Here is a 21,945-nt window from a genome sequence, read left to right as displayed (position 1 = left end):
ATGCCGCCGAGGACCATCGAAGACGCCGTCGGACGGGCAGCCCTGGACGCCGTGACCGCCGGTGCGACGGACCGGGCCTCGATCGCGACCGCCGTCCGCTGGACCCTGCAGCGCCTGGCCGAGGACGTGCCGGGCAACAGCGTGGAGGTCCGGGTCCCACCGTTCGCCGCCGTGCAGGCCGTGCCCGGACCCCGGCACACCCGCGGCACCCCGCCGAACGTCGTCGAGACCGACCCGACGACGTGGCTCGCGCTCGCCACCGGCCGACTGCGCTGGGACGACCCCGACACCGCCCGGCGGGTCAGTGCGTCCGGGTCACGGGCGGACCTCGCCGCGTTCCTGCCGGTTCGTCTGCGCTGACGACTCCGACTGCGCTGACCGGTCCGTCTGCGCGTCCGCCTGCGCTGACGACTCCGACTGCGCTCGCGCGTCCGTCGTCCGACCGCGCCGCACCAGCAGCAGCACGAGCGCCCCGACGACCAGCGTCACCGCGACCGTCGGTGGCAGCGCGAACGCCTCACGGAGCACGACCGTGCCGACGCCGCCGTCGTCGAGGGCGACCGACCCCGCGGTCACCAGCGCGACCAGCAGGACGGCCGCGAGGGCGGCGACGGGGACGGTGCGGGCCTCCCGTTCGGAACGGACCGTCGCGACCGCCGCGCGGTCCGGCCGGGAGGCCCGCCCCACCGCCGCCACGTCGCTCGCCGCCGCCGCGCGTCGCGCCCACCGCAGCAGCAGGACGAGGAGCAGGAGCAGCCCGCCGACGCTCGAGCCGTCCTGGACGAGGGCGGACACGGGGTGCCCGCCGACCTCGGACCGGAGTGACGGCACGTGCCGGACGACCCAGCCGTCCGGGTGCGAGCAGGCGTCCCAGACGACGTGCGTCACGCTGCCGAGCAGACAGGCGAGGACGACCTGGGGGATCCGCGTCGGCGGGATCCGTTCGGGCCGGTCCCAGCCGGGCAGCTGCGCGCGGTACCGGGCGGGCAGGACCGGCGTCCACGCGGGACGGACGAGGAACCACCACGCGGCGAGCACGACCAGCGACACCGCCAGGTCGACCGTCACGACACCGGGCCAGGAGTGCGCGAAGCCGTACGGCGGCAGGACAGGTGCGAAGAGCACGGCGTCGGGGGCCATCGAGCCGACGGCGACCGCCGCGACGGGCAGCGCGGAGCGGCGGAACGGCAGGGCGACGACCGCGTGGCTGATGGTGAACGGCACGCGACGAGCCTGGCGTCCGGCGGGACGTGGGCACATCGGCCGGAAGACGGAGACGGCTGCCGGTCCTGTTCGGTACCGGCGGGAATTAGGTAGGTCCTACCGATGTGGACCGTGCGCCTGCTTCTCTAGCCTTGCTGAAGTCGCCGGGATTCGGACCCGACCCGAACGGGTCCGAACCCGGCGACGTACGCAACGCTACGCGAAACCGGGCCCGCTGTGTCAACAAGAACGGCGAGTCGTGCTGCATCGCGCAACTTCTTGCGGCCGATCCGTCGCGCCCGGACGACAGCGGCACGATCGGGACGGTGACGGTGACGGCGGCGTCCGACCGGGCTGCTGCACGGGTCGCTGCCCGCCTGGGTCGGCCGAGTGTCCGGTTCCCGTCGCCAGCGAGACGGGCCCGCCTCCGGAGGACGCCGCCGACTTCGCGAGACGCCGCAGGATCCGGCGGCGTCTCGGGCAGATGGCGGCGCCTCGGGCTGACGCCGGCGTCTCGGGCAGATGGAGGCGCCTCGGGCTGACGCCGGCGTCTCGGACAGCCGGCGTTCCGGGCAGCCAGCGTCTCGGTGCGGCCAGGTCAGACCAGCTCGGCGAGCTCCGACCGCGCGTGCAGGTCCCACTTCGCGAACACCCGCGACATGTGGGCGTCGATCGTCCGCACCGACAACCCCAGCTGCTCGGCGATCCGGCGGTTCGAGAACCCCTGCGCCGCGAGCTGGGCGACCTCGTACTCCCGCTTCGTCAGCGGCTGCGTCCGCCGCCCGGCCGACACCGCCATCCCGCACGCGGCCAGGTCGGCCTGGGCGCTGGCGATCCAGCCGCGGTCACCGGACCGCAGCGCGTCGACGTACCGGGTGATCGCGTGCGCCAGGGGACCGTCGACCCGGGTGGTCGCCTCCTGCAGCCGACCGAGCGACGCCGCGGTGTCCCGCCCGGACGAGACGTCCATCACGTAGTGCAGCGCCTGCCCGTAGAGCACGTGTGTCCAGGCGCCCGAGGCGGTGCCGCGGGCGATGAGCTCGTCGGCCCGGTACAGCCCGGCGGGGTTGCCGAGCAGCGCCTCCGTCCAGGCGATCGTCATCTCGATCTGGTCGGCCAGGATCCGCATCGCCCGCAGCGGGGTCGTCCGTGCCCGCTCGACGGACTCGGCGGCCGCGTCCGTCATCCCCGCGTAGGCCTGCGACATCGCCAGGCGCGCCCACGCGTACGCGGCGAACCCGCCCGGGTCGTCGACGGCGTACCGCTCGCAGGCGGCCGTGAACGCGGTGACCGCATCCGACCACCGGCGCTGGCCGAGGGCCCGGTTGCCGATGCCGAACAGCTCGAGCGTGAAGTCGTACTTCAGGAACGGGTCCGACCGGCTGACCGGCACCTGGGTCACCATCTCGGCGATGTCGCCCCGCCAGACCTGCACCTGGTGCATGACCGACACGATCTCGCCGACGCTCCACGGGGAGTCCTCGAGGTGCACCGCCGCCGTGGCCAGGCACGCCTGCGCCAGCCGCAGGGCGTCGTCGAGCCGGCCCCCGGTGCCCAGGGCCGCGACGGCGCAGGGGGCGATCGGCAGGAACGACCGGGGGATCGCGGGGGCGTGCAGGACTCCCGTGCGCTCGATCTCCTCGCGGACCTCGGCGAAGTCGCCGCCCCAGCCGAGGTGCGACAGCCGCAGGACCCGCAGCTGCTCGAGGGTGTCCGGGCCGACGAACCGCATCGCGGCCTCGGTGAGCGTCACGGCTGCCGGGGTGTCGTCGTCGTGGAACTGACGGAGGTTCGCGAGCGTCTCGCAGGCCTCGACCACGGCGACGTCGTCGACCGGCACCCCCGAGGTCACCAGGCCCCAGGCTGCTTCGGCGTCGAGTCGTCCTGCCTCTCGACCGCTGCTGTAGCCGTACGCCAGGGACCGGAGGCAGTGGGTGCGCACCCGGTCGGTCGGGGTCAGACCGGCGTCGGCCCCGGCGTTGAGGGCCGCGGTGGTCAGGGCGATGGCGCTCTCGTGCTCCTGCAGGCCGCCGGCGACCCGGGCGGCGTCGAGCAGCTGGTCGACCGGGGGCACGATGCCGCACTCCAGCGCCCAGAGGGTGGAGCGGAGCCGGGCGGCCGGCGGTGCCCCCTCGGGTCGGTCGGTACGGAACGCGTTGGCCCGGGCGAACAGGGCGGTGCGGCGGGCGACCGGCACCAGGGCACGGACGACCTCGCCGATGAGCGGGTGCGAGGACCGCGCGACCGGGCTGCCGGTGTCCGTGGAGTCGATGCGGACGAAGCCGAGTCCCACCATGCGGTCGAGGTCGTGCCCGTCGACCAGGGTGATCAGGCGGGACAGCGGGATCGGTTCGGCGAGGGCGACGATCTCCACGACGTCCCGAAGTTCGCCCGGCAGCGCCCCGAGTTCGGTGCGGTACATGTCCGCGAGGCTCAGCGACGCCGTGACCCGCCCACGCCAGTACCAGCTGAGGGCGGTGTGCTCGAGCGCGCCGGAGGACAGGCCTGCCCGGACGACCTCCCGCAGGTACAGCGGGTTGCCCTGCGTGGCGCGGTGCACCTGCTCCACCGACGCCGGTTCGAGGGGGGCGCCGAGTGCGCGCTCGATCAGCGACGAGGTCTCGGCCAGGTCGAGCGGTTCCAGGTCGATGCGTTCGAGCAGGTCGTCCTGCCACAGCGCACGCAGCGGTTCGGCCAGGGCGGTGAAGTCCCGGCAGGTGAGGACGAGCCGTGCGTGCTGGTCACGGACGAGCCAGGCGACGTACCGGGCGGACAGCGCGTCGAGCAGGTCGGCGTCGTCCACGCGGAGCAGCAGGTCGCGTCCCTCCGCCTCGGCCGCGTCACGCAGGCGCGCCTCGGCCGGGACGGGTTCGGTCAGGTCGTCGCCCAGGACGTCCCCGAAGCGGTCCGACACCGCGCCGAACGGCATCGACGAGCCGGCCGCCACGGCGGTGATCGGCACGACGAGCGGATCCGCCTCGCGCTCCTGCTCGGCGACCCGGTCGGTCACGCGGGCGGCGACGGTGGTCTTGCCGAGTCCGGCGGTGCCGACGAGGGCGACGCTCCACCGGTGTTCCCCGACGACGGCGACGGCCCGGTCCTCTTCGTCACGGGTGATCACCGGCCAGGACAGACGTGCGGGAGCGGTCGTCGGACGGCCCTCGCTCGACGCGGTCTCCTCGACCATCGCGTCCCTCCGTCCTCGACACTCTGCGGTAGTGGACCATCATGTCGCGTCCACCGGACGAACTGCCTGGCGTGCCGCCTCCCAAGGTGGGGGACAATGGGCGGGTGAGCAACACCGATCGACCCGACGAACGCCCGGCACCGGCGCCCAACGCGGTCACCAGCCCGGACCAGGTCACCATCCGACGCGCACCCCGCTTCAGCGTCTTCATCCTCGGCGGCGCCGTCCTCGGCTTCTTCGTGACCGTCATCGTCGTCGCGCTCACGATGGGCATCGACCGGGGGAACCAGCAGGAGACCACCGGCTTCGCGGGCCTCGTCGGCTACTTCAGCCTGTACGGCGTGTCGATCGGCATGCTCGTCGGCGCGGTCGTCGCCGTCGTGCTCGACCAGCTCTCGTCCCGCCGTGCGGCCCGGCTGACGGCCGAGCGCGTCGCGGTCGACCCGGCCCCCGAGACCGTCGAGGGCGAGCTCGAGGACCACGCGGCACCGGACGTCCGGCCCGCCACCGACGTGCCCGCCACCGACGTCACGGCCGACGAGCCGGAACAGCCCGAACCGCGGGAACAGCCCGAGCGCTGAGGCTGCGGTCGCGGACGCGACCACGCAACGGAACTGGAGGCCCGTCACCAGCTGGTGACGGGCCTCCAGTCCGTTGATCCCGCGTCGCGGAACCAGCGTCAGCTGAGCTGGTTCGCCTCGACCCAGGCCAGGTACTCGGGCGACACCGAGCCGGTGACGTACTCGCCCGTGAAGCAGCTCATCTCGAGGTCCGTGACGTCGGAGCCCTCGATGATCGCGTCCCGCATGTCGCCGACCTCCTGGTAGATCAGGTGGTCGCTGCCCAGGACGCGGTTGATCTCCGGGATCTTCCGGTCGTGGGCGATGAGCTCGGCGCGCGTCGGCATGTTGATGCCGTACACGTGCGGGAACCGGACCGGCGGAGCCGCGCTCGTGAACGTGACCTCGTTGGCCCCCGCGGCCCGCGCCATCTCCACGATCTCCTTGCTCGTCGTGCCGCGCACGATGGAGTCGTCGACGATCAGGATGTTCTTGCCCTTGAACTCGGACGACATCGCGTTGAGCTTCTGGCGGACCGAACGCTTGCGCTCCGCCTGCCCCGGCATGATGAAGGTGCGGCCGACGTAGCGGTTCTTGTAGAAGCCCTCGCGGTACTCGATGCCGAGCTTCCGTGCGACCTGCATCGCTGCGGGACGGCTGGAGTCCGGGATCGGCATCACGACGTCGATGTCACCGGTCGGGGCGTACTGCTCGATCGTGTCCGCCAGCCGGTTGCCCAGGCGCAGCCGGGCGTCGTACACGGAGATGCCGTTCATCACGGAGTCCGGACGGGCCAGGTAGACGTACTCGAACGAGCACGGCACCAGGCGCGGGTCCTTCGCACACTGACGGGCGTGCATCGTGCCGTCCATCTCGACGAAGACGGCCTCGCCCGGGGCGACGTCGCGGACGATGTCGTAGCCGCCGGACTCGAGCACCAGCGACTCGGACGCGACGACCCACTCGCTCTTGCCCGCGTCGTCGAACCGGTGCCCGAGGATCAGCGGCCGGATGCCGAACGGATCGCGGAACGCCAGCAGGCCGTGCCCCGCGATCGTGGCGATCGTGGCGTACGAGCCCTCCACCCGTTCGTGCACGCGCTCGACGGCGTCGAACACCTGCGCGGGGTCGAGGTGCGTGCCGCGGACCTGACCCTGCAGCTCGTGCGCCAGGACGTTCACCAGGAGCTCGGTGTCCGAGGTCGTGTTGAGGTGCCGGCGATCGATGTCGAACAGCTCGCGGGTGAGTTCCCGCGTGTTCGTCAGGTTGCCGTTGTGCACGAGGACGATGCCGTACGGCGCGTTCACGTAGAACGGCTGGGCTTCCTCTTCGTTCGCGGCGGCACCGCGGGTGGCGTAGCGGACGTGGCCGAGGCCCATCGTCCCGAGGAGTGCCCGCATGTCACGGGTACGGAACCCCTCGCGCACGTGGCCGCGGGTCTTGTGCATGTGGTGCACGTGCCCGTCGACCGTGGCGATGCCCGTGGAGTCCTGTCCCCGGTGTTGCAGGAGGAGCAGGGCGTCGTAGATGGATTGGTTTGCAGGCCCCTGCGAAACGAGGCCGACGATGCCGCACATTCGCGGGGTGCTCCAGACCGTAGGATCGGGTGGTACCGAACAAGTCTGCCATGCCCCGCGGAGGACGACGTATGCCCAACCCCTACGCCGAGGCCGGCGTCGACACCGCTGCCGGTGACCTGGCCGTCGAGCTCATGAAGTCCGCCGTCTCGGCGACGCACAACGCGTCCGTCCTGGGCGGGGTCGGCGGCTTCGCCGGCCTGTACGACGTCTCGTTCCTCAAGGACTACGAGCGGCCCCTCCTCGCCACCTCCACCGACGGCGTCGGCACGAAGGTCGCGATCGCGCAGGCCATCGACAAGCACGACACGATCGGGCAGGACCTGGTCGGCATGGTCGTCGACGACATCGTCGTGGTCGGTGCGACGCCGCTGTTCATGACCGACTACATCGCCTGCGGCCGGGTCATCCCGAACCGCATCGCCGACATCGTTGCCGGCATCGCCCGCGGCTGTGCGGCCACCGGCACCGCTCTGGTCGGCGGTGAGACCGCGGAACACCCGGGTCTGCTCGGACCGGACGACTACGACGTCGCCGGTGCCGCGGTCGGCGTGGTCGAGGCCGGGTCGCAGCTCGGCGCGCACCTGGTGCAGGACGGGGACGTGGTCATCGCCATCGAGTCCTCCGGGCTGCACTCGAACGGGTTCTCGCTCGTCCGCCACGTCCTGGGCCAGCGCGGGATCGGCTACACGGACACGCTGCCAGAGCTCGGTGGCCTGGTCGGCGAGGCGCTGCTCGAGCCCACCCGGCTCTACACGACCCCGCTCCTCGAGCTCATCGACGGGCACCCGGGCGACGTGCACGCGCTGTCGCACGTGACCGGCGGTGGCATCGCGGCGAACCTGGCGCGGGTGCTGCCCGTCGGCTCGTGGGTCGAGGTCGAGCGCTCCACCTGGCAGCCGCTCCCGGTGTTCCGCGTCCTGGCGGACCTGGCCGGCACGCCCGTCGAGGACACCGAGAGCACCTGGAACCTGGGCATCGGGATGTTCGCCGTGGTCTCGGCGGCGTCGGTCGACGGGGTCACCGCGACGCTGCGCTCGGCCGGGCTGCCCGCGTGGGCGGTCGGCACGGTGTCGATCGGGACGCGCGACCTGACCGGGTTCGAGCAGGGTGCGAAGGGTGTCGACGGCGGGGCCGTGCGGCTCGTCGGGTCCTACGCGAGCTGAGTCCCGTCCGGCGCTGCGTCGGCGCTCCGGCTGCGGTTCGTCCGTGCTCGAGGTCGCACGACGAGCCGCCTCCGGCTGCCCGGGCGGCAGTTCGTGGGACCTCTGCGGCCCGCTACCCCGGCTCCGACCTCGGCGCCGCCCCGCCCGCACCACCCCCGGGGACGACGAACGCCGCGCTGCCCGGAGGCGCGCGGCGTGATCGACCCGGAGGTCAGGCGGACTTGTTGGTGTCCGTCTGGTTCTCCAGGTCTCCTTCGTCACCCAACTCGTCGCCCCAGCGGTCGACGTAGTCGGGCTCGTCCGACTGCTGTGCGACGGAGAGTTCGCGTTCGAGAGCACCGTAGTTCGTGTCCGGGCTGAAGTACTTCAGCTCCCGGGCGACCTTGGTGTGCTTCGCCTTCTGACGGCCGCGCCCCATGCGTGACCCCCTCTGTCTCGGCTCGTGTCCGGTCTCGGCGGGCAACGAGTGTGCACCCGGGAAGAACAGACGGTTCGTGGTTTGAAATCTGTCGTCCACTTTACCATGTACCCCGTTGCCGACTTCGCCCGGCGCGTCCCGAGCACAGCAGAATCGAGGGTGATGATCCGCCCAGCAGAACGAGCCCGCGTCGTCGTGATCGGTGCTGGTCAGGCCGGACTCTCGGTCGCCTGGCACCTGCAGCGCGCCGGGCTCGTCGCCGGCCGTGACCTGGTGGTCCTGGACCGTGCTCCGGGGACGGGAGGCGCGTGGCAGTTCCGGTGGGACGCGCTGCGGCTCGGCCTCGCGCACCGGGTGCACGACCTGCCCGGGATGCACGAGATGGGCCTCCGCTTCGACGACGCCGACCGGCAGCGGCCGGCCCGGGAGGTCGTGTCCGAGTACTACCGCCGGTTCGAGGAGCACCACGACCTCCGGGTGCGTCGGCCGGTCGGGGTCACGGCTGTCCGGCACGGTGACGACCGCGGATCGGACGCCCTGGTGGTCGAGACCCGGGACGAGCACGGTGTCGCGGGGGCGATCCGGACCGAGGTGGTCGTCAACGCCTCGGGGACGTGGGGCACCCCGTTCGTGCCGTGGGTCCCCGGTCGTGACGTCTTCGGCGGCCGGCAGCTCGACACGACGGGCTACCGCGACGCGGCGGAGTTCGCCGGGCAGGACGTGGTGGTCGTCGGCGGCGGGACGAGTGCGATCGGCTTCCTGCTCGAACTCGACGGCGTCGCCCGGTCGACGCGGTGGTTCACACGTCGGCCCGTCGTCTGGTCGGAGGAACCGGGCCTGGCCGTCGGTGCGGCCGTGGCGGCGGTCGAGGACCAGGACCGCGCCGCCCGGGCCGGTCGGGCGCTCCCGAGCATCGTCAGCGGGACCGGGCTGCCGGTGTCCCCGAGGATCCGACGGGGGATCGCTCGCGGGCTCCTGGAAGCTGAACCGATGTTCACACGACTCGATGCGCACGGTGTCCTGACGGCCGACGGCGAGCACGTCCACGCCGACGCGGTGCTCTGGGCGACCGGCTTCCGGGCCGACCTCCGGCACCTCGCGCCGCTGCACCTCCGGACCGAGTCCGGCGGGGTCGTCGTCGAGGACGGCCGGTCGAGCGCCGAGCCCCGGCTGTTCCTCGCCGGCTACGGCCCGCAGGCGTCGACGATCGGCGCGAACCGGGCCGGGCGTCGGATCGCCCGCCAGGTCCTGGCCGTGCTGGCCGACGACGAGGCGGCGGATCGCGCGGAGGACCACGGCCCGGCCTGACCCGTCGCGACTGCCGGGCAGTGAGGCCGGACCCCTGGTCAGGCGGCGACCGGCTCCTGCGCCCCACGACGACCGCGCGAGCGCCGCACGACGACGGCGTCGACCGAGTACCGCCCCGGGCCGGTCAGTGCGACGGCGAGGGACCCGGCGGCCAGGACGAGCACGTACTCGAACCCGCCGTCCTGCGAGAAGAACCCCGAGGGCAGGTGCGCCAGTGCCCCGGCCACGACCATGTCGACGGCGAGCAGGACGGCCACCACGCGGGTCGCGACGCCGAGCACCAGCAGGGCGCCGCCGACGAGCTCGAGGCCGGCGACGAGCGGTGCGGCGACCTCGGCGAAGGGGACGCCCATGCCGGCGAACCCCTGCGTGACACCGGGGATCCCCTGGCTGAACTTCTGGGCACCGTGGGCGATGAAGACGACGCCGAGGACGACGCGGAGCACGGTCAGGCCGATGGAGGTCGAAGTGGTTCGCATGGCCACGACGCTAAGTGGTGACGTGTCATCGATCCGGTCTGCCCGGGCGACTGCCGGGGGTCTGTCAGGTGGATGCCAGACGGCGGTCCGCAGAACTGCGGACCGCCGTACAGCAACGACTGTTGCTCAGGAAGAAGCGCCGCGTCCGGTCTTCTCCTGCAGGCGCTCGATGTGCTCCGAGGCCTCGGCCTTGGTGAGGTCGGCCGACAGTTCCTCGCCGGCTTCGCGGGCGAGGGTGTCGAGGTAGCTGCGCTGCGGGCCGGTCATCGGCTCGTCGCCGGTGACCCACTGCTCGGGGTCCTTGCTCGCGGTGGTCGAGGGGTCCGGGCGTTCTCCGCCGAGGGTCTCCGGCTGGTTCTGGTCTGCATCACTCATGCCCCGGACCGTACGCCGCACCCCCGACCAGCGGCGCAGTCCGGCGTCCCCCGCAGGCCGTGAGCGGACAATGGGCACCCGGACGCACCTCGTGGCCCGGGAGCGCCGTGCTCAGGCCGGCGTCGCGGTGTACCGGACCAGGTCGCCGCCGACGTCGCTCGCCGCCACCGGGACGACCCGGCCGCCCCGCTCGATCCAGAGCGTGTTCGCGGGCTCGTCCAGTCGGTCCACCCGGTGCATCGACCCGTTCAGCAGGACCGCCGCGGTGACGTCGACCCGTCCGGACGCGGGTCGCGGCGGCAGGCCCGGGACGTCGTCGGCGTACACGGGGTACGCACCCGGGGGCAGCACCGGGATGACGGGCGTGGTCACGATCTCCACCCCGGACGCTCCGGTCAGGGTGTCGGTGACGCCGGACGACACGACGACGAGCCGGACCACCTGGTCCATCGGCAGCGGTACGTCCGCCTTCGGCGCGTCCGCGGTGCCGGCCAGTGCCCGGAAGGCGGGCCGACCGTCGGCGGCGAGGTGGGCCTCCCGGCCGTCGATGCGGACGCGACCGCGTCCACGCGAGTCGGCGAAGACCCCCGGTTCCAGCCCGGACCGTCGGGCGTCCAGGAGGCTCACCACGACCCGGTCGGGCCGGTACCAGTCGCGGAGCGTGGCCGGGTCCACCCAGCCGATGCTGGCGACACCGCGGGCGAGCTCGGCGGAGTCGTCCGCCGCCCGCTCGTCGAGGGCGCCGAGGGGGTGCTCGCCACGCACGGCGACGAGGCCGTCGTAGCGGCCGTCCGGCGACACGGGCGGCATGTGGTCGAGCACCTCGACCCGCTTCGAGACCTTGCCGCCGTGTCCGTCGAAGGTCGCGAAGGTGCGCAGGGCCTCGGGAGCGGTCGTCATGGGGTCACATCGTACGACCGGGCACCGTCACGCGTCGTCATCGTGCGGACGGGGGACCGGCGGGGAGGCCGCGACGAGCGAGCGGACCTCGCCGGTGCAGAGCGCGGGGTCGACGCCCTCGGCGGGGCCGGCCGGCCGGGTGGCGCGACGGGAGGCGGCGGACGGCTGGTGCGCGAGCTTCTGCGGCTCCAGGCTGTTGCGCTGGGCGGAGCGGATGAGCCGGTCCTCCTCGGCCTCCGAGCGGAAGACGCCGTGCGGTGAGCGGCGGAGCGGCGGCCGGACGGGCTCACCGCGGCGGTCCTGCCCGGGGAAGGGGCGGGAGCGCTTGCCGTACAGCAGTTCGGAGGAGTCGAGCAGCCACGGCACGAGCGCGACCGTGACGCCGTGCATGAGGAGCAGCTTGCGGCGGATCCGACGACCGCGGTGGTTGTGGAGCAGGCCCTCCCACCAGTGGCCGACGATGAAGACCGGCGTGTACACAGTGACGACCTCGGAGCCGTGCTCGAGCCGGTGCGCCTTGATGTACTTGATGAGCGGCATCGAGATGTCGCGGTACGGGCTGGGCACCATCGTCAGCGGGACCTCGATGCCGTGCTCGGCCCACTGTTCGCGCAGTCGGGCGGCGTCGGCGTCGTCGATGGCGACGTGCACGGCCTCGAGCCCGGCGTGCTTCGCCGCGATCGCGTAGTCGAGGGCCTTGAGGACGGGCTTCTGCAGCTTGTTGACCAGGACGATGGCGTGGTCGCCGGTCGCGCCGAACTCGGTCTCGACGTCAGCCTGGATCTCGTGCGAGACGTCGCGGTAGTAGCGGTTCACGCCGAGCATCAGCACGAACAGCACGGGCATGATCACGAAGACCAGCCAGGCGCCGTGCGTGAACTTCGTGATCGTGACGATGACGAGCACCACGAAGGTGAAGGTCGCACCGATCGAGTTGATCGTCAGGCTCCGGAGCACCTGCCCGCGGTTCACCGGCTCGTCGGCGGTGCCGGCCCGGTCCGCACGGAGCAGGCTCACCCAGTGCTTGACCATGCCGCTCTGGCCGAGCGTGAACGACACGAAGACGCCGATGATGTAGAGCTGGATGAGGCTCGTGACGTTCGCCCGGTAGACGATGAGCAGCGCCGCCGCGACGAGTGCCAGCAGGATGACGCCGTTCGAGTAGATCAGGCGGTCACCGCGGGTCGACAGGGCCTTCGGGGCGTACGAGTCGCGGGCCAGGATCGAGCCGAGCAGCGGGAACCCGTTGAACGCCGTGTTCGCCGCCAGGAGCAGCACCGCCGCGGTCGTGGCCTGGATGACGAAGAACAGCACCGAGTTGTTGCCGAACGTCGCCGCCGCGATCTGGGCGATCAGGGAGCGCTGCGGGGTGGTGCTGCAGTTCGCGAAGCCCTGCAGGTCGCAGGCGCTCTCGGCGTAGTGCACGCGTGAGACCAGCGCGAGCGTGATGAGGCCGATGAACAGCACGATCGCGATGCCGCCCATGAGCACGAGCGTCTGCTGGGCGTTCTTGATCTTCGGACGACGGAACGCCTGCACGCCGTTCGCGATCGCCTCGACGCCCGTCAGCGCGGAACAGCCGGACGCGAAGGCGCGGAGGAGCAGCAGGATGAAGGCCGCCTGCGTGGTGTGCTCGACGTTCTGCACCGTGTACGCGGCGGACTCGGCGACGGGGGCGTTGCCGGCCGCGACCCGGACCAGGCCGGTGACGACCATCACGAAGACGCTCGCCACGAACAGGTAGGTGGGGACCGCGAAGGCCTTGCTCGACTCGCGGACACCGCGGAGGTTCGCGGCCGCCAGCAGCACGACGAACAGGATCGCGAGTTCGACCCGGAACTCGTTGAGCATCGGCAGCGCCGAGATGATGTTGTCCACGCCCGAGGCCACCGACACCGCGACCGTCATGACGTAGTCGACGAGCAGGGCACTGGCGACGACCAGGCCGGCCCGTTCGCCGAGGTTCCGGTGTGCGACCTCGTAGTCGCCGCCGCCGGACGGGTACGCCTTGATGAGCTGTCGGTAGGACGCGACGACCACGACGAGCAGCAGGACGACCATCGCCGCAACCCACGGGGCGAACGTCAGGAACGCCATCCCGCCGAGCAGCAGGATCATCAGCAGCTCCTGCGGCGCGTAGGCCACGGAGGAGAGCGGGTCGCTGGCGAAGATGGGGAGCGCGAGGTGCTTCGGCAGCAGCTGCCCCTCGAGTTTCTCGGAGGGGAGTGGGTCGCCGATCAGTCGGGCTTTCAACGACCGGGTCTCGTTGGTCACGAGCGACGAACTTACTCAATCGGTGGGCGAACGCAACACCGCGGGCCCGAACGGTATTCCGCCGTGACCGAACCGGATGCGACGAACCCCTCCGATCCGCGACACGGCGCGGATCGGAGGGGTTCGGGGTGGCGTTCCTGAAGGAACGGACAGGCTGGGCCGACGCACCGGCGCCGGACGGGAGGCGCGGATCGCGCCCGCCTCGTCCCGCACCGGTCAGCCTCGTCCCGCACCGGTCAGCCTCGTCCCGCACCGGTCAGCCTCGTCCCGCACCGGTCAGAGGGACTTGCGCAGTGCCTCCAGGCCGTCGCGGAGCCGCTGGACGGCCGCGTCGTCGAGCGTGCCGCGGGCGGCTCGGCGGCGGAGGTCGGCGCGGAGCTGCTGCCGGAACACGGCGACGGCCATCTCGGCGTCACGGAGGGACCGGACGCCCGCTGCCGGCACCGCGGTCGGGCCCGCGGTGGACGACCCGCCGGACCCACCCGGCTCGGCGGCGGCCGCCAGGTCCGCACGGAGCGACTTCATCGCGGCACCGACCGAGGCGCGGACGCCGTCGGCCAGGGACTTGACGCTGTCGGTGACGCCGTTCTCGAGCAGGGCGACCTCGTCCGCGCGGGCGTCGAGCTCGGCGCGTCCGGCGTCCGTGATGGCGTACACGGTCTTGCGGCCGTCGGAGGTGCCGGTGATCAGGCCGTCCTCCTGCAGCTTGGCCAGGCGCGGGTAGACGGTGCCGGCGCTCGGGACGTAGGTGCCGCCGAAGCGGTCGCCGAGCGCGGTGATGACCTCGTACCCGTGCATCGGGTGGTCGGCCAGCAGGACCAGCAGGTAGAGGCGCAGGTGGCCGTGCGCGAAGACCGGGCTCATGCGATCGTCCCGCCCTGCTCGTCGAAGGACGGAGCGGTCGGCGCCGCCGGTGCGGGCGGTGCGCCGGGCGTCGTCGGGGCGTCCGGGGTGGTCGGGGCGTCGGGGGTGGTCGGTGCCTCGGGCGTGCTCGGCGCGTGGCCGTGCACGATCGCGACGTCGCCGGACACCGAGTTGATGCGGATGTCGACGTAGGACCCGGCGAGCTCGCCGTCGGTCCGCGTGTACGACCCACGGGTGCCGCGGATCTCGGCGTCGTCGAACTGCAGGCGACCGGTCGCGGTGTTGATCGTGCTCGTGTACGGCGTGCCGTGCTCGAGGCGGACGTCGACCGACCCGGACACCGTGTTCACCTTCACCTGGTCGGGCGAGCCGTGCAGGTCGAGCACGACCGCCGAGGACACCCCGTCCGCGGTGAAGCGGCGGATCTCACCGGTGGCGACGACGTCACCCGAGACCGTGCGGAGCGCGACGGCACCGACCTGGTCGCGGAGGGTGGTCGTGCCGGAGACCGCGTTGACGACGACGTCACCGATGACCCCGTCGAGGACGACGTCGCCGGAGACGCTGTTGAGCGTCGCGCCGCGTTCGGTGCCGGAGAGCAGGACGCCGGCGGAGACGACGCCGATCGTCACGGTGACGTCGCGCGGGACCAAGATGCTGACGTCGGCTCGGGCACCGCCGCCGCGGAAGGACTTGAGGAACCCGAGGACGTCGTCCCAGCGCATCTGCGGGTGGTCGACGGTGAGGGTGTCGCCCTCGATCTCGACCTTGATGGGCTTGCCGGAGACCTGGTGGATCTCCACACGGGCGGTGGGCTCGTCGTGCGTGACGACGTCCACCTGTCCGCCGACCAGACCGATCCGCAGGGCGCGGACGATCCCGGTGTCGATGACCTTCGGCTCGTCGACGAGCCACTTCTCCTGTGCCATGACGTCTCCCTGTCCAGACGCGATGTGTCGCGTCTTCTGCGACACGATACATCGCGTCTCCGCGGTGCGGCCAGGGTCAGTGCCGGATGCTCGGCGCAGGGTCAGGAACCGGCGTGGCGGGGGCGGGACGGGCCTCCCGGACCGGACTCCACGGGAACCGACGGAAGTGGCGCATCAGCGGCTGGACCATCGGGCCGATCGCGAACGCGGCGATGACCGTGCCGACGCCGACGTCACCGCCGAGCAGCCAGCCGACGACGACCACCGTGACCTCGACGACCGTGCGCGCCACCCACACCGGCCACCCCAGGCGTTCGTGCAGCCCGACCATCAGGCCGTCGCGGGCGCCGGTGCCGAAGCCGGCGCCGATGTAGCAGGCGGTGGCGACCGCGAGCAGGACCAGGCTGCCGCCGAAGAGCAGGACGCGGCCGACCAGGCTGCCCGGTTCCGGCACCAGCCAGAGCACCAGGTCGGCGGCCGGACCGATCGCCAGGGCGTTGCAGAGCGTCCCGATGCCCGGCTTCTGGCGCAGTGGGATCCAGAACAGCAGGATCACCAGGCTCGACACCACCGTGATGACGCCGAACGACCACGGCAGCACGTTCTCGAGACCCTGCGTCAGGACCGTCCACGACGAGACGCCCACGACCGCGCGGACCTGCAGCGCCACCGAGGCGCCGTAGAGGAAGAGGCCGACGGCGAGTTGCACGAAGCGCAGGGACAGGGCGGTGGAGCGGGGCATGGGTCGATCGTCCCGCAGATTGGCCTGCTGTGCGAGAGCCAATCCGGCTACCGTGGACCCATGACCCCCGTCCTGCTCAGCGCCCGGTCCGTCGCCCTGCTGCTCCGACACTGGCGCGCAGGGTCCGACGCCGCCGCCTACGAGGCGCTCGCCGACGCCGTCCGGGTCCTCGTCATCGACGGACGGATCCCGCACGGCGCCGGGCTGCCCGCCGAACGCGGACTCGCCGCCGCGCTCGGCGTCTCCCGCACCACCGTCGCCAACGCCTACGCGCGCCTCCGCGAGGACGGCTACCTCACCTCGCTCCGCGGCTCCGGCAGCGTCATCCGCCTGCCGCTCGAGGGACGCCCCGACCCCGAACACCTGGCCGGCGTCGTCCCCGACGACCTGCTCGACCTGCGGAAGGCCGCGCTCCGCAGCGCCCCGGGCGTCGCCGAGGCCGTCGAGCGGGCGATGCGCCACCTGCCGGCGGCGCTCGCCGGGATCGGCTACGACACCGTCGGCGACGCCGGTCTCCGCGCCGCCATCGCCGACCGCTACACCGCACGGGGCCTGCCGACCACCCCGTCCGAGGTCGTCGTGACGATCGGCGCGCAGCACGCCATCGCCCTGCTCGCCCGGGTCCTGGTCCGCCGCGGCGACCCCGTCCTGGTCGAGTCTCCGACGTACCCGCACGCCCACGAGGTCCTCCGCGAAGCCGGCGGCCGACTCGTCTCGGTCCCCGTCGACGTCCGCGGCGGCTGGGACGAGGGCGTGCTCGACGCGACGATCCGACGCTCGGCCCCGACGCTCGCCTACGTCATGCCCGAGCTGCACAACCCGACCGGCGCGACGATGGCCGACTCCGCCCGTCGGGTGCTGCTCGAGGCCGCCGCCGCGGTCGGCACGGTCGTCGTCGCCGACGAGACGATGGGGGAGCTCCGCATCGACGGGCTGCCCTCACGGCCCCTCGCCGCGGACGCGCCCGGCCAGGTGGTCATGGTCGGGTCCGCCGACAAGGTCTTCTGGGGCGGGCTGCGGATCGGGTGGGTGCGCGCCGCCCCGGAACTGCTCCAGCGGCTGCTCCTCGCCCGACCGACCGGCGACCTCGGCACGCCCGTCCTGGACCAGCTCGTCGCGCGTGAGCTCGTCCCGCAGACCGCGGCCGTCCTGGAGGCCCGGCGTCACGTCCTCCGCGACGGTCGCGACGGTCTCGTGGCCGCGCTCCGAGCGCGGCTGCCGGAGTGGGACGTGCCGTCCCCGGCGGGCGGGCTGACGCTGTGGGTCGGGCTCGGGCGGCCGGTGTCGAGCGCGCTCGTGCTCGCGGCGCGGTCCGAGGGGGTGGTGCTGGCCTCGGGCGGGGTGTTCGGGCCGGACGGCGGGTTCGAGCGCTCGCTGCGGGTGCCGTTCACCGTCTCGGGGGCGGACCGGGAGCGGCTCGTCGGGGCGCTGGCGCGGTCGTGGGAGCGGGTCGGCGGAGCTGCTGTGGAGACGCGGGGGTCGGCGGCGGCGGTGGTGTGAGGCGGGCCTTCGCGCTTGTCGGCCTCGCCCGGATGTCGGTCGCGCCCGGTTGTCGGTCGCGACCGCTTGTCACTCTCGCGGGGGATGCGGGTGGCCCTGTCGGGTGACGCGCTGCGCGGTGCCGAGGCGGGAGCATCGGACCATGAACAGCACCCTGTCCTCCTCGTCTGCCGCACTGCCCGGGACGCCGGCGGGTTCGTCTGGTTCGTCTGGTCCGGCTGGCGCGTCCGTCGGGGTGCCGCCGCTGGCCCGGGTGACGATGGCGCTGACGGGGGCACTGTTGGCCGGGGTCGCGACGAGCTTCGGCCAGGCGGTGCCCGGACTCGGCACGGTGTCGAACTCGGCCGGCCCGTGGTTCGTCGTCGCGGCGCTGCTCGTCCTCGCGTCGGGTGTCGGCCGGGGCGCCGGTGTCGCCGAGCGCGCCGGTGTCGCCGAGCGCGCCGGTGTCGCCGGGCGTGCGAGTGGACGTGTCGGGCGGCTGCGGGTGGCCCTGGCGATGGTGCTCGGGGCGGTGCTGCTCGAGCTCATGCACATCGGGTACTGGGCGGCCACGAACCTCCGCGGCTTCGTCGACACCCTGTCGATCACGAGCTTCTGGGTCGTGGTCGCCCTGCCGGCCGGGCTGCTCGCCGGGGCGGTCGCCGTCGCGGTGCGCTCCGCCGACGGCCGCTGGCGTGGTGCGGCAGCCGGGGTCACCGCCGCCGTGCTCATCGGCGAAGGGGTCCGCGGACTGCTGCAGGTCGCCGCGACCACCGGTTCGGCGACGTGGATCGTCCAGATCGCCGTCGGGATCGCCGTGCTCGTCGTGGGGATCGCGCTGGCCCGGACACCGGTCGGACGGGTGGTCGCGCTCGGCACCGGGATCGTCGGGTCGGTCGCCGTCGCCGTGGTGTACGTCGGGATCGCCCTGGTCTGACCGGGTCCGCGGCCCGCGGTCTGCGGGCTTCGGTCTGCGGGCTTCGGCCGGCCAGCGCTCCGCCGCACTGCTCCTGCACATCCCGCCGAAACTGCACGTTCGTCCACAGAGTGCACCGCCGGGGCGCGCGCGGCCGCTGCGACTGCGAGGATCGAGACGTGCACCTCCTCTCCGTCTTCAGTCTCCGGAACCGCGCCCTCATCGCCCTCGTGACGATCGTGGTCGCCGTCTTCGGTGGCGTCGCCCTGTCGAGCCTGAAGCAGGAACTCATCCCGAGCGTCGAGTTCCCGCAGGTCGCCATCGTCAGCGCCTACCCCGGAGCCACGCCAGAGGTGGTGTCCAACGACGTCTCGACCAAGATCGAACAGGCGATCCAGGTCGTGCCGGACCTCGAGTCGACCAGTGCGACCTCGTCCACCGGGCAGAGCGTCGTGTCGGCCTCGTTCAAGTACGGCTCCAACCTGGCCAGCGCCGAGGACAAGATCCAGACCGCGGTCAACGCCCTGTCGCTGCCCGACTCCGTGCAGACCCAGATCGTGACCGGGTCCTTCGACGACCTGCCGGTGCTGCAGGTCGCGGTGTCGGCCTCCGGCAACCAGGAACAGCTCGTCGACCGGCTGCAGGCCTCGGCGATCCCCGACCTCGAGAAGCTCGACGGCGTGCGCCAGGCCGACGTCTTCGGCAACCCGGGCCGCCGCGTCGTCATCACGCCCGACCAGGACGAGCTCGCCGCGCGTGGGCTCAGCCAGACGGCGATCTCCGACGCGCTCGACGACAACGGCACGCTGATCCCCGGCGGCACGCTGACCGAGGACGGCTCGACGCTGTCCGTGCAGACCGGCGAGCGGATCGCGTCGCTCAAGGACATCCGTGACCTGCCCCTGACGAGCTCGTCGTCGGGCTCGGGTTCCTCGGGCTCCGGTTCCTCGAGCGCCGGCAGCACGACGACCGGCAGCGGGACGACCGGGGCCGGTGCTGCCGGCGCCGGTGCCACGGGGGCTGCGACCGGAGCCGGCGGTACCGGTGCGACCGCGACCGGCGGGACGACCACGACCGCCCCCACCGACGGCACAGCGGCCGGCGGCGCGACCACCGCGGCCACCCCCACCGACACCACGCTCGGCGACGTCGCGACGGTCGCCATCAAGGAGTCCCCGCGCACCTCGATCAGCCGCGTGAACGGCGAGCAGGCGCTGACGATCTCGATCACGAAGACGCAGGAAGCCAACACCGTCGACGTCTCGAAGACCGTGCGTGACGCCCTGCCCGGCATCGAGAAGAAGATCGAGGGCGACCCGCGCTTCACCGTCGTCTTCGACCAGGCGCCCTACATCCAGCAGTCGATCGACTCCCTCGCCGAAGAGGGCCTGCTCGGCCTCGGCTTCGCGGTCATCGTGATCCTGGTGTTCCTGCTCTCGTGGCGCTCCACCCTGGTCACCGCGATCTCGATCCCGACCTCGGTGCTCCTCGCCGCGATCGGCATGCGGGCCGCGGGGTACACGCTCAACATCATCACGCTGGCCGCCCTGACCATCGCGATCGGCCGCGTGGTCGACGACTCCATCGTCGTCATCGAGAACATCAAGCGGCACATGGTGCCCGGCGTCGACCGTGGGCGGGCGGTGCTCGAGGCCGTGCGCGAGGTCGCCGGGGCCGTCACCGCCTCGACCCTGACCACCGTCGCCGTGTTCCTGCCGGTCGCCTTCGTCGCGGAACTGGTGGGCGAGCTCTTCCGACCGTTCGCCGTGACCGTCACCCTGGCGCTCATCGCCTCGCTGCTCGTCTCGCTGACGATCGTGCCGGTGCTCGCGTACTGGTGGCTGCGCCCCGCGAAGGCGAAGCAGGGCGAGGCATCGTCCGCGCAGGCAGCGCCCGCGCAGGCGGGGACCGATCCGGCAGTCGCCGACCTCGACACCATCCGTCCGGGGTCCGAGGGGACGCTCGCCTCGGCAGACGACCTGCACGACGCCGGCAGCTCCGACCGACTGCGCCGCGTGTACCTGCCGGTCCTCCGCTGGGCCGTCCGCAAGCCCGTCGTCGTCGTGCTGCTCGCCGTGGTCGTCCTCGGTGGCACGGTCGCTTCGCTGCCGTTCGTCACGACGAACTACCTCGGTGACTCCGGGCAGAACACGTTCACCGTCACGCAGGACCTCAAGGCCGGGTCGAGCCTCGCCGTGCAGTCCGACTCCGCACGCAAGGTCGAGCGGGCGCTGCAGGACGTCTCCGGCGTCGACACCGTGCAGACCACCATCGGCACGAGCGGCCAGTCGATCCAGGCGGCGTTCGGCGGGGGCGGGACCGCCTCGGTGCAGTACGCCGTCACGACGGACGCCGACGCCGACCAGACGACGATCCAGGCCGATGCCCGGAAGTCGCTCGGGCGGATCGACGGCGTGGGTGAGATCACCATCGCGTCCTCCGGCGGTGGCTTCGGCGGCAGCAGTGACATCGAGGTCGACGTCACCGCGCCGACCCAGTCGCAGCTCGAGACGGCGTCGCAGAAGGTCCTGAAGACCATGCAGTCGGTCGACAACACGACGGCAGCGTCGAGCAACCTGTCGGCGGCGGAGCCGTTCCTGGCCGTCCGCGTCGACCGGGCGAAGGCCGCATCCCTCGGGCTCACCGAGACCCAGGTCGGCGGGCTCGTCGCCGCAGCGGTCTCGCCGCGGGACACCGGCAGCATCGAGATCGACGACGCGACGCTCGACGTCTACATCGCCGACGCCGAGCCGCCGACGACGATCGCCGCACTCCGTGACCTCGACGTCCCGACGAGCACCGGCACCGTCAAGCTGACGGACGTCGCGACGGTCGAGAAGTCCGAGGGACCGACCACCGTCACCACGACGAACGCGGCCCGCACGGCGACGATCACCGTGACGCCGGACGCCGCGAACCTCGGTGCCGCGGTGCAGTCGGTCACCAAGGCGGTCGACCAGCTCGACCTGCCGCGCGGTGCGACCGCGTCGATCGGTGGTGTCGCCGCCAGCCAGTCGTCCGCGTTCTCGCAGCTCGGGCTCGCGCTCGTCGTCGCCGTCCTGATCGTCTACGTGATCATGGTCGCGACGTTCCGCAGCCTGCTCCAGCCGCTGATGCTGCTCGTGTCGGTGCCGTTCGCCTTCACGGGTGCACTGCTGCTGCAGATCATCTCCGGCGTGCCGCTCGGCGTCGCCTCCCTGATCGGCCTGCTGATGCTCATCGGCATCGTCGTGACGAACGCCATCGTGCTCATCGACCTCGTGAACCAGTACCGCAGACGAGGGCTCCGCGTCCGCGACGCCCTGCTCGAGGGAGCGGCCCGTCGTCTCCGGCCGATCCTCATGACGGCGACCGCGACGATCTTCGCGCTGCTGCCGATGGCGATCGGACTGACCGGCAAGTCGGGCTTCATCTCGCAGCCGCTCGCGCTCGTCGTGATCGGCGGTCTGGTGTCGTCGACGCTGCTGACGCTCGTGGTCCTGCCGGCGCTGTACGCCCTCGTCGAGGGTGCGCGCGAGCGTCGGGCCGAGCGGAAGGCTCAGCGGGCGCAAGCCTGATCGGCTGCCGG

Annotated in this window: 18 protein-coding genes; 7 read left to right on the top strand and 11 right to left on the bottom strand. The window is 72.5% G+C overall.

Features of this window, described 5'->3' with window-relative positions; genetic code table 11:
- A complete protein-coding gene (locus tag JOD51_RS13655) occupies positions 1-360 on the top strand; it encodes a sterol carrier family protein (RefSeq protein ID WP_204609394.1) in 360 nt (119 codons plus the stop codon).
- On the opposite strand, the gene JOD51_RS13650 is transcribed toward JOD51_RS13655, so the two are convergent.
- On the bottom strand, positions 316-1,224 hold the full coding sequence (locus JOD51_RS13650; protein WP_204609392.1) for a DUF4184 family protein: 909 nt from the start codon (positions 1,222-1,224) through the stop codon (positions 316-318). The genes JOD51_RS13655 and JOD51_RS13650 overlap by 45 nt on opposite strands.
- Positions 1,225-1,801: 577 nt before the next feature.
- Complete coding sequence (locus JOD51_RS13645) at positions 1,802-4,390, bottom strand: LuxR C-terminal-related transcriptional regulator (RefSeq protein WP_204609390.1); 2,589 nt, start codon at positions 4,388-4,390, stop codon at positions 1,802-1,804.
- 104 nt (positions 4,391-4,494) lie between these two features.
- Here JOD51_RS13645 and JOD51_RS13640 point away from each other — a divergent pair, with 104 nt between their 5' ends.
- Positions 4,495-4,971 carry a hypothetical protein gene (locus JOD51_RS13640; RefSeq protein WP_204609388.1) on the top strand — a complete coding sequence of 159 codons (477 nt, stop codon included), beginning with the start codon at positions 4,495-4,497 and terminating at the stop codon, positions 4,969-4,971.
- Between the two features lie 98 nt (positions 4,972-5,069).
- Here JOD51_RS13640 and purF read toward each other — a convergent pair whose 3' ends face one another.
- Complete coding sequence (gene purF / locus JOD51_RS13635) at positions 5,070-6,527, bottom strand: amidophosphoribosyltransferase (protein WP_204609386.1); 1,458 nt, start codon at positions 6,525-6,527, stop codon at positions 5,070-5,072.
- A gap of 71 nt (positions 6,528-6,598) precedes the next feature.
- On the opposite strand from purF, the gene purM reads away from it, so the two are divergent.
- The gene (purM, locus tag JOD51_RS13630) at positions 6,599-7,693 is read left to right on the top strand and encodes a phosphoribosylformylglycinamidine cyclo-ligase (RefSeq protein WP_204609384.1); all 1,095 of its coding nucleotides are present in this window, start codon (positions 6,599-6,601) and stop codon (positions 7,691-7,693) included.
- A 211-nt stretch (positions 7,694-7,904) separates the two neighbouring features.
- Here the strand turns inward: purM and JOD51_RS13625 are convergent, their stop codons facing one another.
- A complete protein-coding gene (locus JOD51_RS13625; RefSeq protein WP_166779844.1) occupies positions 7,905-8,111 on the bottom strand; it encodes a DUF3073 domain-containing protein in 207 nt (68 codons plus the stop codon).
- Between the two features lie 162 nt (positions 8,112-8,273).
- Here JOD51_RS13625 and JOD51_RS13620 point away from each other — a divergent pair, with 162 nt between their 5' ends.
- Positions 8,274-9,419, top strand: coding sequence for an FAD-dependent oxidoreductase (locus tag JOD51_RS13620; RefSeq protein ID WP_204609382.1), 1,146 nt, complete (start codon positions 8,274-8,276; stop codon positions 9,417-9,419).
- Positions 9,420-9,457: 38 nt separating this feature from the next.
- Here the strand turns inward: JOD51_RS13620 and JOD51_RS13615 are convergent, their stop codons facing one another.
- From JOD51_RS13615 to yczE, 7 genes are all read right to left on the bottom strand, one after another.
- Entirely contained in the window at positions 9,458-9,898 is a 441-nt protein-coding gene (locus tag JOD51_RS13615) for a DoxX family protein (protein ID WP_204609380.1), read from the bottom strand.
- A gap of 126 nt (positions 9,899-10,024) precedes the next feature.
- On the bottom strand, positions 10,025-10,273 hold the full coding sequence (locus tag JOD51_RS13610) for a DUF3072 domain-containing protein (protein WP_111074916.1): 249 nt from the start codon (positions 10,271-10,273) through the stop codon (positions 10,025-10,027).
- Positions 10,274-10,384: 111 nt separating this feature from the next.
- A complete protein-coding gene (locus tag JOD51_RS13605; RefSeq protein WP_204609378.1) occupies positions 10,385-11,173 on the bottom strand; it encodes a hypothetical protein in 789 nt (262 codons plus the stop codon).
- Between the two features lie 27 nt (positions 11,174-11,200).
- Entirely contained in the window at positions 11,201-13,447 is a 2,247-nt protein-coding gene (locus tag JOD51_RS13600) for an APC family permease (protein ID WP_259557492.1), read from the bottom strand.
- A gap of 276 nt (positions 13,448-13,723) precedes the next feature.
- Positions 13,724-14,311: a PadR family transcriptional regulator gene (locus JOD51_RS13595; RefSeq protein ID WP_204609376.1), complete on the bottom strand. Its 588-nt coding sequence runs from the start codon at positions 14,309-14,311 to the stop codon at positions 13,724-13,726.
- Positions 14,308-15,240 carry a DUF4097 family beta strand repeat-containing protein gene (locus tag JOD51_RS13590; RefSeq protein WP_204609374.1) on the bottom strand — a complete coding sequence of 311 codons (933 nt, stop codon included), beginning with the start codon at positions 15,238-15,240 and terminating at the stop codon, positions 14,308-14,310. The genes JOD51_RS13595 and JOD51_RS13590 overlap by 4 nt, the downstream gene beginning before the upstream one ends.
- Positions 15,241-15,316: 76 nt before the next feature.
- Positions 15,317-15,982 carry a membrane protein YczE gene (gene yczE, locus JOD51_RS13585; protein ID WP_204609372.1) on the bottom strand — a complete coding sequence of 222 codons (666 nt, stop codon included), beginning with the start codon at positions 15,980-15,982 and terminating at the stop codon, positions 15,317-15,319.
- A 60-nt stretch (positions 15,983-16,042) separates the two neighbouring features.
- Here yczE and yczR point away from each other — a divergent pair, with 60 nt between their 5' ends.
- The 3 genes from yczR (at position 16,043) to JOD51_RS13570 (ending at position 21,934) form a co-directional block, all read left to right on the top strand.
- Positions 16,043-17,482 (top strand): MocR-like transcription factor YczR, encoded by a 1,440-nt coding sequence (yczR, locus tag JOD51_RS13580; RefSeq protein WP_204609369.1) that lies wholly within the window; start codon positions 16,043-16,045, stop codon positions 17,480-17,482.
- 142 nt (positions 17,483-17,624) lie between these two features.
- Complete coding sequence (locus JOD51_RS13575) at positions 17,625-18,398, top strand: DUF6518 family protein (RefSeq protein WP_204609367.1); 774 nt, start codon at positions 17,625-17,627, stop codon at positions 18,396-18,398.
- A gap of 158 nt (positions 18,399-18,556) precedes the next feature.
- Entirely contained in the window at positions 18,557-21,934 is a 3,378-nt protein-coding gene (locus JOD51_RS13570) for an efflux RND transporter permease subunit (RefSeq protein WP_204609365.1), read from the top strand.
- Positions 21,935-21,945 lie beyond the last annotated feature (11 nt).

The organism is Curtobacterium herbarum, from assembly GCF_016907335.1.
Classification (GTDB): Bacteria; Actinomycetota; Actinomycetes; order Actinomycetales; family Microbacteriaceae; genus Curtobacterium; species Curtobacterium herbarum.
The sequence above is the reverse complement of the archived record's forward strand: the minus strand, read 5'-3'. Positions and strand labels throughout refer to the sequence as shown.